The 13,593-nt window shown below is 68.1% G+C and carries 14 protein-coding genes; 4 read left to right on the top strand and 10 right to left on the bottom strand.

Going from position 1 to position 13,593, the window contains the following annotated elements:
* Nucleotides 1–92: 92 nt before the first annotated feature.
* The 3 genes from KV397_RS03975 to KV397_RS03965 all read right to left on the bottom strand — a co-directional run bounded on the left by KV397_RS03975 (nt 93) and on the right by KV397_RS03965 (nt 3,607).
* Entirely contained in the window at nt 93–1,055 is a 963-nt protein-coding gene (locus KV397_RS03975) for a carbohydrate ABC transporter permease (protein ID WP_047522133.1), read from the bottom strand.
* Complete coding sequence (locus KV397_RS03970; protein WP_131491375.1) at nt 1,052–2,191, bottom strand: carbohydrate ABC transporter permease; 1,140 nt, start codon at nt 2,189–2,191, stop codon at nt 1,052–1,054. The genes KV397_RS03975 and KV397_RS03970 overlap by 4 nt, the downstream gene beginning before the upstream one ends.
* A gap of 102 nt (nt 2,192–2,293) precedes the next feature.
* Nucleotides 2,294–3,607: an ABC transporter substrate-binding protein gene (locus tag KV397_RS03965; RefSeq protein WP_261812209.1), complete on the bottom strand. Its 1,314-nt coding sequence runs from the start codon at nt 3,605–3,607 to the stop codon at nt 2,294–2,296.
* 285 nt (nt 3,608–3,892) lie between these two features.
* On the opposite strand from KV397_RS03965, the gene KV397_RS03960 reads away from it, so the two are divergent.
* Entirely contained in the window at nt 3,893–4,897 is a 1,005-nt protein-coding gene (locus tag KV397_RS03960) for a LacI family DNA-binding transcriptional regulator (protein WP_261812208.1), read from the top strand.
* 77 nt (nt 4,898–4,974) lie between these two features.
* Here KV397_RS03960 and rplL read toward each other — a convergent pair whose 3' ends face one another.
* The 3 genes from rplL to KV397_RS03945 form a co-directional block, all read right to left on the bottom strand.
* Nucleotides 4,975–5,358: a 50S ribosomal protein L7/L12 gene (rplL, locus tag KV397_RS03955; protein WP_017829128.1), complete on the bottom strand. Its 384-nt coding sequence runs from the start codon at nt 5,356–5,358 to the stop codon at nt 4,975–4,977.
* A 48-nt stretch (nt 5,359–5,406) separates the two neighbouring features.
* Nucleotides 5,407–5,895: a 50S ribosomal protein L10 gene (gene rplJ, locus KV397_RS03950; RefSeq protein ID WP_017829129.1), complete on the bottom strand. Its 489-nt coding sequence runs from the start codon at nt 5,893–5,895 to the stop codon at nt 5,407–5,409.
* A gap of 354 nt (nt 5,896–6,249) precedes the next feature.
* The gene (locus KV397_RS03945; protein ID WP_261812207.1) at nt 6,250–7,233 is read right to left on the bottom strand and encodes a type IV toxin-antitoxin system AbiEi family antitoxin domain-containing protein; all 984 of its coding nucleotides are present in this window, start codon (nt 7,231–7,233) and stop codon (nt 6,250–6,252) included.
* A 327-nt stretch (nt 7,234–7,560) separates the two neighbouring features.
* Between KV397_RS03945 and KV397_RS03940 the strand changes: the two genes are divergently transcribed.
* A complete protein-coding gene (locus tag KV397_RS03940) occupies nt 7,561–8,241 on the top strand; it encodes a YqaJ viral recombinase family protein (protein WP_047522864.1) in 681 nt (226 codons plus the stop codon).
* A 51-nt stretch (nt 8,242–8,292) separates the two neighbouring features.
* On the opposite strand, the gene KV397_RS03935 is transcribed toward KV397_RS03940, so the two are convergent.
* The 3 genes from KV397_RS03935 to KV397_RS03925 all read right to left on the bottom strand — a co-directional run bounded on the left by KV397_RS03935 (nt 8,293) and on the right by KV397_RS03925 (nt 10,160).
* Entirely contained in the window at nt 8,293–8,787 is a 495-nt protein-coding gene (locus tag KV397_RS03935) for a hypothetical protein (RefSeq protein ID WP_261812206.1), read from the bottom strand.
* Nucleotides 8,788–9,411: 624 nt separating this feature from the next.
* The gene (locus KV397_RS03930) at nt 9,412–10,038 is read right to left on the bottom strand and encodes a signal peptidase I (RefSeq protein ID WP_261812205.1); all 627 of its coding nucleotides are present in this window, start codon (nt 10,036–10,038) and stop codon (nt 9,412–9,414) included.
* On the bottom strand, nt 10,035–10,160 hold the full coding sequence (locus tag KV397_RS03925) for a hypothetical protein (protein WP_261812204.1): 126 nt from the start codon (nt 10,158–10,160) through the stop codon (nt 10,035–10,037). Before KV397_RS03925 ends, KV397_RS03930 begins: the two co-directional genes overlap by 4 nt.
* Before the next feature lie 295 nt (nt 10,161–10,455).
* Here KV397_RS03925 and KV397_RS03920 point away from each other — a divergent pair, with 295 nt between their 5' ends.
* Together KV397_RS03920 and KV397_RS03915 are read left to right on the top strand one after the other, a co-directional pair.
* Nucleotides 10,456–12,177, top strand: a complete 1,722-nt coding sequence (locus tag KV397_RS03920) for a DHA2 family efflux MFS transporter permease subunit (protein ID WP_261812203.1) — start codon at nt 10,456–10,458, stop codon at nt 12,175–12,177.
* The gene (locus KV397_RS03915; RefSeq protein ID WP_261812202.1) at nt 12,164–12,652 is read left to right on the top strand and encodes a MarR family winged helix-turn-helix transcriptional regulator; all 489 of its coding nucleotides are present in this window, start codon (nt 12,164–12,166) and stop codon (nt 12,650–12,652) included. The genes KV397_RS03920 and KV397_RS03915 overlap by 14 nt, the downstream gene beginning before the upstream one ends.
* Here KV397_RS03915 and KV397_RS03910 read toward each other — a convergent pair.
* A complete protein-coding gene (locus tag KV397_RS03910; protein WP_205802390.1) occupies nt 12,591–13,535 on the bottom strand; it encodes a LysR family transcriptional regulator ArgP in 945 nt (314 codons plus the stop codon). The two genes, KV397_RS03915 and KV397_RS03910, sit on opposite strands and share 62 nt — an antisense overlap.
* Nucleotides 13,536–13,593: the final 58 nt, after the last annotated feature.

Raw genomic sequence — 13,593 nt, 5'->3', positions numbered from 1 at the left:
AGGGTAGACGCGCGGATGCCGCGGGCGGGGTTGTGTTTCTCCCGACCGCGGCATCCGTTCTCACGAAAGGCCCCTCTGTCTTCCGAAGTGTGTCAGCCCTTCGTCGATCCGGCCAGCAGGCCGCGGACGAAGTAGCGCTGGAGGGCGAAGAACACGATCAGCGGCACGATGATCGAGACGAAGGCGCCTGCCGTGAGCAGGTACCAGTCGTTTCCTCGCGTGCCCGTGATCTCGGCCAACAGCTTCGTGATCGGCGCCGCGGCTCCGTCGGCGAACACCAGCGCCACGAGCAGGTCGTTCCAGACCCAGAGGAACTGGAAGATCGCGACCGAGGCGATCGCCGGCATCGTCAGCGGAAGCACCACACGGAAGAAGATCTGCCCGCGGGATGCACCGTCGACGCGTGCGGCCTCGATGATCTCGCCGGGGATCTCCGACATGAAGTTGTGCAGCAGGTAGATCGCCAGCGGAAGCGCGAACATCGAGTGCGCGATCCACACCTGCGCGTAGCCCTGGGACGCATCGAGCGGCAGTGTGACCTGCAGCCCGAAGAGGTTGAGCCCGCGGGAGAACGAACTCAGCAACGGCACCAGGGCCATCTGGATCGGCACGATCTGCAGCGCGAACACGAAGATGAACAGCGCGTTGCGGCCCTTGAAGTCGATCCAGGCGAACGCGTAGGCCGCCATGGAAGCGATCATCAGCGGCACGATGGTCGCCGGGATCGTGATCGCGATCGAGTTGACGAACGACTCCAGGATGGTGAGCTGCGTCGTGCCGGACTGCAGCACGTCGACGTAGTTCTCGATCGTCACCTGCGGATCGGCGAAGAACGTCCACCATCCCGTGGTCTGGATCTGATCCCGCGGCCGGAACGACGAGATGAACAGTCCGAGCGTCGGGATCGTCCACATGAACGCGATGACGATGGACGCCACCGATGCCCACGGCCGGGACAGCTTCTTGCGAGTGCGGCCTGCGGCGCCCTCGAACCCGCCGCCGGTGGTGATCGCGCGCGTGCTGAGGGCGGCGTCTGACTTCACGGTGTCGGTCATCGGATCTCCCGCTGCTTCTTGATCTGGCGTGCGTTGTAGATCACGATCGGCAGCACCAGGATGAACAGGATGACGGAGAGCGCGGCACTGCGCCCCGCCTCGAACTTCGAGAACTGCGTGTACATCTCGTTCGCGAGAGTCGAGGTGCCGTAGTTGCCGGCGGTCATCGTCCGCACGATGTCGAACACCTTCAGCGATGCGATCGAGATGGTCGTGAGGACCACGATGAGCGCGGGGCGGATCGCGGGGACGGTCACCGACACGAACCGCTGCCAGGCGTTCGCGCCGTCCAGCTCCGCCGCCTCCAGCAGTTCCGCCGGCACTCCCTTGATCGATGCCGACAGCACGACCATCGCGAAACCGGTCTGCACCCAGATGAGCACGACGATCAGGAACAGGTTGTTCCACGGCTCATTGAGCAGCCATTGCTGCGGCGTGCCCCCGAGCCACACGAGGATCTGGTTGAGGAGACCGATCTGCTCGTACTGCGGCCCGCGGTACTCGTAGATGAATCGCCAGATGATGCTCGCCCCGACGAAGGAGATCGCCATCGGCATGAAGACCAGGACCTTGTAGATCTTCTCGCCGCGGGTGCGGTCGATGAACACTGCGTAGGCGAGGCCGACGATCGTGGAGACCGTCGGCACCAGGAGCACCCAGACGATCGTGTTGATCACGGCCGTGATGCCGTCGGACTGCGTGAAGATCCACAGGTAGTTGTTCAGACCGACGAACTCGTTGCCCGAGGAGTTCATGAACGACGAGAACATCGTCTGGATCGACGGCAGGACGAGGCCGACGAGCAGCAGCAGCAGCGCCGGAGCCATGAAGGCCACGAGCTGGATCAGATACCCCGCGCCATCGCGGGAGCGATAGTCGAGCCAGAAGAACAGAGCGCCGACGGCGACGGCCACTCCCATCGCCCAGTAATAGGAGTTGAAGAAGAACATCACCACGAGGGGGATGAGCAGGCACATCGCCAATCGGACGAAGGTGTAGAGCTTTCCCCTGCGCGGAGCGATGTCCACCAGGAGCAGGATGATCGCCACGACCACCGCGAAAGCGATGACCACGGCGACGGCCTGCAGGACCGGCGGGAGCGAGCCGATCCAACGGAAGAAATTAGTCGCGTTCACGGATTCCCCTTCATCACGCGGACCGGATCACCGGCGCGCACGTCGGTGTGCGCGCCGCGGGGGCTGAGGGGCCGCCCCGTGCGGGACGACCCCTCCCCCGGATCAGCTGCTCGGCCAGCCGGTCTCGATCTGCGTGAGCACCTCATCGGTCGAGGTGCCGTTGACCCACGCGACCATGCCCTTCCAGAAGGTCCCGGCGCCGACGGCACCAGGCATCAGGTCGGACGCGTCGAAGCGGAAGGTCGTGTCCGGGTCCTGCAGGATCTTGATGGTCTCCTGGAGGATCGGGTCCTTCGCGTTCGCAGGGTCGAGTCCGTTGTTGGCGGACGTGACGCCACCGAGGCTGACGCGGCTGTTCGCCCACTCGGGGCTGGACAGGTACGCGAGCACCTTCTGAGTCGCCTCGGAGTCGCTGAACCCGCCGACGATCTCACCGGCACCGGTCACGGCCGTGTCACCCTCGGACTCACCCGGGAGCATGAACGCCCAGATGTCGCCGTCCTCAGCGATCTCCGTGCCCTCCGGGAAGAAGCCGGAGAGGAAGGACGCCTGGTGGGTCAGTGCGCACGTGCCCTCGGCGAGGGCGGGAGCGACGTCACCGAATGCGGTCGAGTTGATCGAGCGCACGTCACCGAAACCGGCGTTCACGTTCGCCGGGTTCAGCAGGATCTCGCCGACCGAGTCGAACGCCGACTTGATCTGCGGGTCGGTGAACTTGACGTCGTTGGTGACCCACTGGTCGTAGACGTCCGGGCCGGACTGACGCAGCACGTAGTCCTCGACCCAGTCCGTTCCCGGCCAGCCGGTCGCCGTTCCGGACTCGAAACCGGCGCACCACGCGGGAGTACCGGTCGCCGTCTGGATCGTCTCGGTCAGCGCGGACATCTCGTCGAGCGTCTTGGGAACCTCGACGCCCCACTCCGCGAACTTCGCCGGCGAGTACCAGATCCAGCCCTTGACGTTGGCCATCAGCGGCGCCCCGTAGAAGGTGCCGTCGACGGTGCCGTAGTTCACCCAGTCCTCGGTCCAGTACTCGTTGGCGTTCTTCTCGACCTCTTCGGGAGCAGGCTTGAGGAAGTCGCGCTTGGCGAAGTCGGCGAACAGACCGGGCTGCGGGAAGATCGCGATGTCCGGCGGGTTCCCGCCCTGTGCGCGGGTACCGAGCTGCGTCTCGAAGTCCTGGCTGCCCTCGTACTTGATGGTGATGCCGTTCTCGTCGGCCCAGTCCTTCCAGGACTCCTGGAGGAGCTCCGCCTCCGAGTCGACGATCGTGCCGTAGATCGTGACAGTGGCGTCGCCACCATCACCACCGTCTGTGCCCGGCGCACCGCCGGGAGCCCCGCAGCCTGCGAGCGCGATGCCCGCGACCCCCAGGGCGATCGGCGCGTAACGCCGGGAACGCTGTGACAGAGCCATGTGAATTCTCCTCTTCGAGTACAGGTTCCCTCCTGGTGCGACGCCACCCCGCGGCATCGTTAGGGAACCGATTCCAGGCCAACCTACTGTCCCTGTGCGCCCCCGCACAACACGCAAGGGTCACAAGCTCGCAACCATTCGGCGCGTGGAACCTCCGGGCTTGGGAGCGCTCCCTCACCTCAGGCCTGGAACCGGTTCCTTTTTCCCCGTCCGCGGGCTACGCTGACACCCGGCGCGCGCTACGCCGCCGCCCACGAAACCGCGTGATCAGGTCGAGGAGGACCGATGAGCACGATCGCGGATGTCGCGTCGCGTGCCGGGGTGTCGAAGGCCACGGCGAGCCGCGCCCTGAGCGGACGGGGCTATGTCTCGGACGAGACGCGGACGCGCGTCGAGGTCGCCGCCCGCGAACTCGCCTACGTCGCGCACTCCTCCGCGACGAGTCTCGCGACGGGGCGGACGCAGACGGTCGGGATCGTCATGCCGCCCGTCGACCGCTGGTTCTTCGCCGAACTCCTCGCCGGGATCCAGGAGTCGCTGTTCGCCCTCGACTACGACCTCTCCCTCTACGGTGTGCCCGAGGGGTCGCAGACCAGGGAACGGCTGTTCGAGAACGTGCTGCCCGGCCGTCGTTTCGACGGGATCATCGCCGTCGGCATCCAGCCGAGCGCGCATGAGCTCGAGCGCCTGCAGCGCACGGGAAGGCCGCTGGTGAGCGTCGGGCCCTACGGCGAGGGCTCGAGCGCGGTCTCGATCGATGATGCGGCGGCCGCACGCATCGCGACCGAGCATCTGATCGAGCTCGGCCACACCGAGATCGCCTTCGTCGGCGGCCCGACAGACGCGATGGGACGGAGCTTCGGTGACACGCGGCGGCTCGACGGCTACCGCGACGCGTTGAGCGCCGCGGGACTCGCTTCGCACGCCCGGGTCGCGGGCACGGCCCCGACCATGCCCGGAGGCTACTCCGCGGCGGCGGGGCTGCTCGGCGATCGGCGAAACCGACCGACCGCGATCGTGGGCGTGTGCGACGAGGCCGCGATCGGGGCGATCATCGCCGCCCGACGCCTGGGCATCGCCGTACCCACCGAGCTCAGCGTCGTGGGTATCGATGACCACGAGCACGCGGACATGTTCGCCCTCACCACGATCGGGCAGTCCCCGAGGGAACAGGGTCACGAAGCCGTTCGCCTGCTGATGCAGCGGATCGACCGGCCGGACGCTCCGCAGGAGCATGTGGCTGCCGCTTCCGCCCTCGTGGTGCGCAACTCGACCGCTCCCCCGCGCTGACGACGGCCACGCACGGCCCGGAACGCACGAAGGCCCCGGGCGAACCCGGGGCCTTCGCAGAAAACGCTGAAGCGTGATTACTTGAGGGTAACCGTCGCGCCGGCCTCTTCGAGAGCAGCCTTGGCCTTCTCGGCGGTCTCCTTGTTGGCGCCCTCGAGGACGGCCTTCGGGGCACCGTCGACGACGGCCTTGGCCTCGCCGAGACCCAGCGAGGTGAGCTCGCGGACGGTCTTGATGACCTGGATCTTCTTGTCACCAGCGGCCTCGAGGATGACGTCGAAGGAGTCCTTCTCTTCCTCAGCCTCTGCAGCGCCTGCGCCACCCGCAGCGCCGGCAACGGCGACGGGAGCAGCAGCGGTGACCTCGAACTTCTCCTCGAACGCCTTCACGAACTCGTTGAGCTCGATGAGGGTCAGGCCGGCGAACTGCTCGAGCAGTTCCTCGGTGGAAAGCTTCGCCATGATGTATCTCCTAGATAGATGGGGTTTGTAGACGAGATCGCAGGTCGCTTACGCGGCCTCTGCGGTCTCCAGCTTTTCGCGAAGAGCGTCGATGGTGGCGGCAGCCTTGCCCATCGTCGCCTTCATCATGCCCGCAGCCTTCGCCAGCAGAACCTCACGGCTCTCGAGCGCGGCGTACTTGTTGACCTCGTCCGCGGTGAGGGCGTTGCCCTCGAAGATGCCGGACTTGATCACGAGAAGCGGGTTGGCCTTGGCGAAGTCACGCAGAGCCTTGGCGGTGGCGACGAAGTCACCGTGCACGAACGCGACAGCCGACGGACCCTTGAGGTCGTCGTCCAGCGCGGAGATGCCAGCCTTGTTGGCGGCGATCTTGGTCAGCGTGTTCTTCACCACGGCGTACTCAGCGTCCTGACGGATGCTGTTGCGCAGCTCCTTGAGCTGGGCAACCGTCAGACCGCGGTACTCGGTCAGCAGAACGGCAGTCGAGTTCTCGAATGACTTCGTGAGCTCGGCGACCGATGCATCCTTCTGCGCCATGGTCACTCCTTGGTGTGTACGAGGCGCCGCACGGTGGTGGGGCGCCGACCTGGACCACCTGCATAGAAAAAGCTCCGGCGCAAGCGCACGGAGCTTTGGAAAGTTCGTGTCCTGCGCGGGCCCCTGCTGTGCAGAGCTTCGATCGTTGTGCGCATGTGCTCACGACGATGACCAGCGGTCTTCGGTTACGACAACTGTACCCGACGCATCCCCCTCCCCCAAATCCACCCCCTCCCCCCTCCCGGTCCCCGTCCCCGGTCTCCGAATGCCGACACCCCCGCTGAGCGCCGAGGCCCCTCCTGCGCCCCGCGAACCCGACGGGGTCTCGGCGGCGTGCGGGGGCGTCGACGCGGGCTACCCGGGAGGGCGGATGCCGTACGCGGAGAGCGTGGCGCCGAGCGCATCCGGGGAGGCGATGTCGGACGACCCCCACCGGACCATCCGCCATCCGGTCACCCCTCGGATCGCGTCTTCCCGGCGCTTCTCCTCGAGCACGACCTCCTCGACGCTCCGTCCTCGGCGAAGGATGGCGTTGCGGTACTTGTCCTCTCCGTCGAACTCGCCGAAACAGTGCGAACGACGGAACCCGAAATCGACCCAGTAGTTCTCCCCTCCCGGCCCGCGCACGAGCACCTGCAGTTCGGGCGCCGCGAAGCCGAGCCTGTGCAGCTGCAGGCGACTGACGCTCTCACCCGGCAGCTGTGCACGTCCGTCGGCGAACTCGATCACCCGTCGCGCCCGGCGCACGCCCCGCGAGTGCGAGCGGAGCGCTCGCACCATCATCCGTGCCCGCCAGCCCTCGACCGCCCCGGAGTCCTGGACCTGACCCGAGACGGCCTCGCGACGGAGTGCGGCATCCGCGGCGGACAACCCGACCTCCTCGCGGGTCAGGCAGGCCAGGTCGAGGATCGTGCGGTCGAGCGACGTGCACCTGATGCCATCGACGTCGACGACCTCGGCGGGAGGAACCTCGACGTCGTGCCACATCACCCCGGACCGGGTCCTCCCATGCCGGGCCCCGGCGATGACCACATGCACCTTCCGAGGTGCCAGCCGATACAACGGAAGGCCGTGCAGGACCGCGGCGGACGGCCCCCAGAACACCGGCCCCGGACCGTCGGAGTTGAGAGCGGTCGCAACCACCTCGACGAGATGACGCCCCTCGTTCCAGAGCCCGTCCCATCGGTCGGCCTCGACGTAGCGACCCCGGCGCACTCGGCGGAGGGACCCCGCAGCGACACGCGATCCGATCTCCCGTTCCGTGTGCCCCTTCACGAGCAACTCGCCCCGCGTCCTGAGGAGCGAGCGGACGTCGGTGACATCGATCCTGTTCGGCATCCCGTCATCGTGAGGCCTCCGACACCCCCTGCCACCGTCACTCACAGGGCCGATCCCAGGTCTCGACGTCGACCGATCGGTGCAGGAACAGTCGCCACCGCCCCACACCCCCGCTGACCGTCCGCACCCCCGCTGAATCGCGCAGGCACGCGGGGGCGCGGACGAGCAGAGGGGGCGTCGACCGAAACGGGCGGGGAGGGACGGGGAGAGACGGGACGGGAGGGACGGGGAGAGACGGGACGGGAGGGGCGGGGCGGGAGGGGCGGGGCGGGAGGGAGGACGGCGTGTGGGAGAGGAAGGGTCGGCGAGCGGGGTTAGGGTCGAAGGGTGACCCCGGAACTCGCTGCACGCATCGTCGCGGACTCTCGCGATCGCGTGGCATGGATGCGGGCTCGCTCGCGCGGGATCACGGCCACCGACGTGGCCGGACTCACCTCCGAGAGGTCGATCGCCCGGGCTGCGGACTCGAAGCTCGGCGGCGGCCCGCGCTTCGGCGGCAACGCCTACACCGACCACGGTCGCCGTCGCGAACCCGAGATCGCCGCCTGGGTCGCCGCGACCCACGGCATCCTCCCCTCCTCCGCCCTCTTCCGCGCCGAGGTCGAGCACCGCCACCTCGCCACGCCCGACGGGATCGCGGTCGATGCCGAGGGCCGCGTGAAGCTCGCCGAGATCAAGACGACGAACAAGGCGTTCCGCGGGATCCCACGCACCTACCTGCGCCAGGTGTGGTGGCAGCAGCACGTGCTCGGCGCCGAGCGGACGCTGTTCGTGTGGGAGGAGCACGTCGACTTCGCCCCGATCCACGACGAGCCCCGGTGCGTGTGGATCGACCGGGACGACCGTGAGATCGCCAAGCTCGTCGGCCTCGCGACCGATCTCATCGACGAGCTCTATCGGCGCACGACCGGCCAACAGGTCCCGAGCCGGACCGCGGACCCTGCGATGAGCCGCCGCGAGCAGCTGCGCGAACGAGACGCCTTCCGCGCGCTGGCCCTCGCCGACTGACGCTCGCCGACGGCCCCTCGCGCACCCCTGCGCGGGAGAGCAGGGTCCGGCTCAGGTGCAGGTGTTGTTGCCGCCGAGCCCGAGCAGTCCGCCGACGGACAGGGAGCGCGTCGCCGCCGGCGAGACCCACGATGTTCCGGGGTAGATGGTCTCGACCTTCACCGTGTTGGTCGAGCCCAGGAGGCTTCCCAGGAGCGTGTTCAGCAGTCCGGAACTGATCGTCGACGAGTACGTGTACGGCCCGGTCCCGGTCTGCGTGACGTTCGCGTTGTCCACGATGACGCCGTTGATGGAGAAGCGCTGTCGGAGCTTCACGGCGGGCGATGTCCACGTGATCGTGAACCCGGTGAAGGTCCCGAGGAAACTCGTCACCGTGCAGGATGCGACCACCGGGGTCGGGAGGGTCGCCGCGGTGAAGGCTCCCGCGCCGTACTCGCTGTCGGTGAACCTCGCCTCGGTCGACTCCACCGGCGGGAACGACGCGATTCCGACCAGGATCGCGACGCCGACCGCGCCCGCGAGGATCCGCCGGCGCCCGCCTCTCATGGCCGCTCTCCCAGTTCTGCCTCCGCCCGGCGCCGGCGCAGGACGGCGAGCGCACCGCCCCCACCGCGAGGAGCACTCCGCCGACGACCGCCCAGCGAGCCCCGGGCGCCGGGCCGGTGCTCGCGAGGCCTCCTCCGGGCCCGACGTCCGCGGTCTCCCCCGCCCCCGTCGCGATCACGCGCAGGTCGGTGCTGCCCGCGCCATCGGCCGGGTCGAGGGCGACGGAGAGGCGCAGATGGGCGGTGTCGGCGTCGCTGATCTCGGCGAGCGGGACCACCGCACCGTCCCGCGGAATCCGCCACTCCGTGCGCAGCACCGTCTCCGACCCGGGGCATCCGGCATCGCGCCAGGCCCGCGAGCACGTCGAGATGTCGACGAGCAGTCGGGCCGTGCCGGTCGCACTCACGCCGATCCGCACCACACCGGGGTCGGGAGCATCCGCGCTCACAGCGACGTCCCATCGCACCGGCGCCCCGGGAAGCAGGCCGGCCGCGGCATCCCAGTCCGCCACCGAGACGAGGCGGAGCACCTCTCCCTGGATGACCTGCGTGGTCGGCGCCGCCCAGGCAGCGCTGGGCGTCATGACCGCGGCGGCCGCGATCGTGAGGATCCCGAAGACACGCCTCATCCGCCCCTCCCGCCCGCTCCGATTCGACCGCTCCGATCCGCACGACGATGCGTGCGGGGCCAGAACGCCCAGACGACCAGCGTCGTCGCCGCCAGGGTCAGCGTGCCGAGCACGACGGGGTTGCCCATGCCGACGATCAGCGTCGCGACGTCGGGGACCGAGCACAGGACGATCCGCACGCTGGAGACCGTGTACGGGAAGGGATCCTCCGAGGCGTTCGCGTCTCCGCGCATGATGATGATCCGCTCTTCAGGCACGACCCCGGGTGCGATGGTCGTGACGCGGTGCGTCACCGGAAGCTCTCCGACGCGGTCCACGGTCACGACGTCTCCGACCTCGATCCCACTCGCCGGGATCCGCTGCACCACTGCGACGGATCCGGCGGGGATCGTGGGCGACATCGACCCCGTCCGGAACAGGATCAGGGTGATCTGCGCAATGAACGCCAGGACCACGAGCACGATGCAGATCACGCCGGCCAGCGCGGCGAGCCAGAGGAGCGCATCGCCGATCGTCCGACCGGGCCGTGTTCGGACACGTGCCGGGGTCCGGACGTCGGCGCCTTCGTCCGCGCGAATCCCTTCCGCCTGCGCGCGCGCACTGCGCCGGGTCAGCTGCGTCACGACGACGTCCCCTGGATGTGCCAGGTCTGGGACATCGTGAGCCCCTGCGCGGCGTTGAGCGCGGTGGTCGGCAGCGTGACGGCGATGCAGTAGTTGACCTGCGCGGCACCGTTGGCGCTCACCGCCTGGGTCGAGGCGCCTCCTGGTGTCCCCCTCAGGAATCAGGCGATCGCGTGGATGTCCGAGAACGGCTGCCCCTCAGAAGCCTCGCATCCCCGCTGTGCCCTCATCCTCATCCACGCCTCCGAACAGGACAAGGCGATTTCGCGCATGCTCCGCGCTCATCGCGCGCAGTCCCTCCGCGGTCGAAGATGGTTGACGTAAATCAACGATCGACGTATAGTTGACCCAGTTCAACCATCTCGTGCGCGCCAGAGCCGTCGCCGCGTCCCCGTTCACGACAGCGAAAGGTCCCGCATGACCACGGACTCCCCCGTCAAGATGACGCACCGGCAGGTGCTCGAAGCCCTCACCGGGCTCCTTCTGGGCATGTTCGTCTCGATGATCGCGACGACGGTGGTGTCCACCTCGATGCCGGTCATCGTCCACGACCTCGGCGGAGACCAGGCCGCCTACACCTGGGTCATCACCGCAACGCTCCTCACCACGGCGATCTCCACACCGATCTGGGGCAAGCTCGCCGACCTGTTCAACCGCAAGCTGCTGATCCAGCTCGCCCTCGTCATCTTCGTGGCCGCGACGGCCGCCGCCGGCTTCGCGCAGGATACGAACACGCTCATCGCGTTCCGCGCCATCCAGGGCATCGGCGGTGGCGGACTGGCCGCCCTCAGCCAGGTCATCATGGCCGACATCATCAGTCCGCGTGAGCGCGGCCGCTACATGGGCCTGTTCGGCGCCGTGATGGCCGTCGCGACCGTGGGCGGCCCCCTGCTCGGCGGGTGGATCACCGACGTCGCGAACTGGCGCTGGAACTTCTTCGTCGCGCTCCCCTTCGCCGTCGCCGCCCTGATCATCCTGCAGAAGACGCTGCGCATCAGCACCGAGCGCACGCGCAAGGTCTCGATCGACTACGTCGGCATCGTGCTGCTCTCGGCCGCCGTCTCGCTCATCCTCATCTGGATCACCAACGCAGGCTCGACCTTCGACTGGTGGGGCACCGAGACCGTGCTGATGGTGGGCGCGGCGATCATCGCGACCATCGCGTTCATCATCGTCGAGCTCAAGGTGCGCGAGCCGCTCATCCCGCTCACGCTGTTCCGCGGCCGCACGTTCACCCTGTCGGTGCTGGCATCGATCTCCATCGGCGTCGCGATGTTCGGAACCTCGGTCTACCTCGCGCAGTACATGCAGCTGTCGCGCGGCGCCACCCCCACCGAGGCCGGACTGATGACGCTGCCGATGATGGCGGGCCTGCTGATCTCCTCGATGGTCGTCGGTCAGCTGGTGACCCGCTTCGGCAAGTGGAAGGGGTACCTGATCCTCGGCTCGGTGCTGCTGATCGCGGGCTCCGTGATGCTGTCGACGCTGCACTACGACACGAACTTCATCCTCGTCTCGATCTACATGTTCGTGATGGGCGCGGGCGTCGGCATGACGATGCAGAACCTCGTCCTCATCGTCCAGAACGTCGCGAAGCCGAGCGAGATGGGCGTCTCCAGCTCCGGAGTGACGTTCTTCCGCAGCCTCGGGGGTACGATCGGCGTTTCGGTCATGGGCGCCGTGCTCGCGAACAGCCTCACCGGACTGTTCTCCGACGGCAAGGAGCGCATCGGCGCGGCGATCGCGAAGCTCGGGGACAAGGGCGCCGAGGTCGCCGCACAGCTCTCGTCCGGCACTCTTCCCCAGGTCCGGCTCCTCCCCGAGCCCGTGCGCTCGATCATCGAGGACTTCTACGCGCAGGCCATCTCGCACGCGTTCCTGATCGGCATCCCGCTCGCGGTGATCAGCCTGATCGCGATCCTGTTCCTTCCGAACCGTCCGCTCACCACGATGACGACCTCCGAGCGCGCTCGGGCGGATGCCTCCGGGAAGCAGGCGGCCGACGGTTCCGTGGAGGATGCCGCAGACGTCGCGATCGCCGACGCGGAGGCGCTCTCCGGAGCATCCACCGGTTCCGTGACCGTGGTCAGCCGATCCGGCGACGACCGCGGCGATACGGCATCCGATGCCGGCCGCTGACGACGTGCTCGACACTCCGGAGGCGCGGGCCGAGGCGGTCCGCGCCCTCGAAGCGGAGTTCGGCGAACTGATCACGCATTTCCGTCGTGTGATCACCGAGAACGCCAACCGGGTGAGCCCCGGGATGCTGCCCGGGGCCTACAAGATCTTCACCACGATCGCGCGCTGCGAGATGGTGACGGTGTCGACCCTGTCCGAGCGGATGCTGATCGACAAGGGGCAGGTCAGCCGGACGGTGCGGGAGCTGGAGGAGCTCGGCCTGATCGAGCGCTCGGCGGATCCCACCGACGGCCGTTCGTTCCTGCTGCAGCTGACGGCGATGGGTGCACAGCGCCTCGCTGCCGCCCGGCTTCCGCAGGAGGGCCGGTTGCTCGAGACACTCGCGGAGTGGAGCCTCGCCGACATCGGGAGCCTCACCCGGCTGCTGCACGCCCTGGCCTCCGGGGCGGCTCCGGACGAGAAGCCGTCTGCGTGACCCCGGTGCCGCCGAGCACACGGCGGGCCTCGGCGGCGACTTCCCCGGCGATGGTGTCCAGCAGTTCCGAGCGCAGGTTCCACTGCTGCCAGTAGAGCTCCACTCGCAGAGTCGGCCCGCCCAGCGGAACCAGGCCCGGTCGCTCTTGGAGCAGCGGGACCATTCCCCAGCCGAGGCCCAGACCGACCGCGAGCGCGTAGTCGTTCGAGGCGGGGACGTAGTGCCGTGGCACGCCTTCCTGCCCGACCGACATCGCACGCAGCCACTCGTGCTGCAACGTGTCTCGACGGTCGAAGTCCACGAAGGGGGCCGACCCCAACGCCTCCGTCGTGACCCCCTCGGGGAACCAACGCGCCGCGAACCCCGGCTCCGCCATCGCCCGGTATTCGAGCACGCCGAGCGGCGACACCGAGCACCCGGCGACGGGAGCCGCCTCGCTGGTGACCGCAGCCATCACGGTGCCCGACTCCAGCAATCTGGCGGTGAAGTTCTGATCATCACGATGCAGATCGAAGTCGATGTCGTGCCCGGCGGACAGACGCGCGAGCGGAGCGAGGAACCACGTCGCCATCGAGTCGGCGTTCACGGCCAGCGGGATGCTGATGCGACGCGTCCCGCCGGCCTCGTCGATGCCCACGCCGAGCAGAGCATCGTGTTCGAGCAGGGCGACCTGTCGCGCCAGCCGCACGACCGCTTCTCCCGCCTCCGTCACCCGCGCGGGCTTGGCGCGCACGAGCAGGATCCGGCCGAGCTGCTGCTCGAGCATCTTCAGCCGCTGACTCACCGCGGACGGCGTGATCCGCAGACGCCTCGATGCAGCGTCCAACGTCCCCTCATCGACGATCGCGGCGAGGGTGGCGGCCAATTCCGGGTCGATCCTCACATTAGTGATACTAATGGTTCTGAAGAAACCATCGCTTCCTCTCATGTCCAACGGTTCC

Source organism: Microbacterium aurugineum (assembly GCF_023101205.1).
Lineage (GTDB): Bacteria > Actinomycetota > Actinomycetes > Actinomycetales > Microbacteriaceae > Microbacterium > Microbacterium aurugineum.
This window is presented reverse-complemented; position numbering and strand designations above follow the sequence as displayed.

Bases quoted from the DNA above. Each gene is read 5' to 3' on its own strand.
- KV397_RS03975 (WP_047522133.1), bottom strand. From the start codon at position 1,055: ATGACCGACACCGTGAAGTCAGACGCCGCCCTCAGCACGCGCGCGATC.
- KV397_RS03965 (WP_261812209.1), bottom strand. From the start codon at position 3,607: ATGGCTCTGTCACAGCGTTCCCGGCGTTACGCGCCGATCGCCCTGGGG.
- KV397_RS03960 (WP_261812208.1), top strand. From the start codon at position 3,893: ATGAGCACGATCGCGGATGTCGCGTCGCGTGCCGGGGTGTCGAAGGCC.
- rplL (WP_017829128.1), bottom strand. From the start codon at position 5,358: ATGGCGAAGCTTTCCACCGAGGAACTGCTCGAGCAGTTCGCCGGCCTG.
- rplJ (WP_017829129.1), bottom strand. From the start codon at position 5,895: ATGGCGCAGAAGGATGCATCGGTCGCCGAGCTCACGAAGTCATTCGAG.
- KV397_RS03945 (WP_261812207.1), bottom strand. From the start codon at position 7,233: ATGCCGAACAGGATCGATGTCACCGACGTCCGCTCGCTCCTCAGGACG.
- KV397_RS03935 (WP_261812206.1), bottom strand. From the start codon at position 8,787: ATGAGAGGCGGGCGCCGGCGGATCCTCGCGGGCGCGGTCGGCGTCGCG.
- KV397_RS03920 (WP_261812203.1), top strand. From the start codon at position 10,456: ATGACCACGGACTCCCCCGTCAAGATGACGCACCGGCAGGTGCTCGAA.
- KV397_RS03915 (WP_261812202.1), top strand. From the start codon at position 12,164: ATGCCGGCCGCTGACGACGTGCTCGACACTCCGGAGGCGCGGGCCGAG.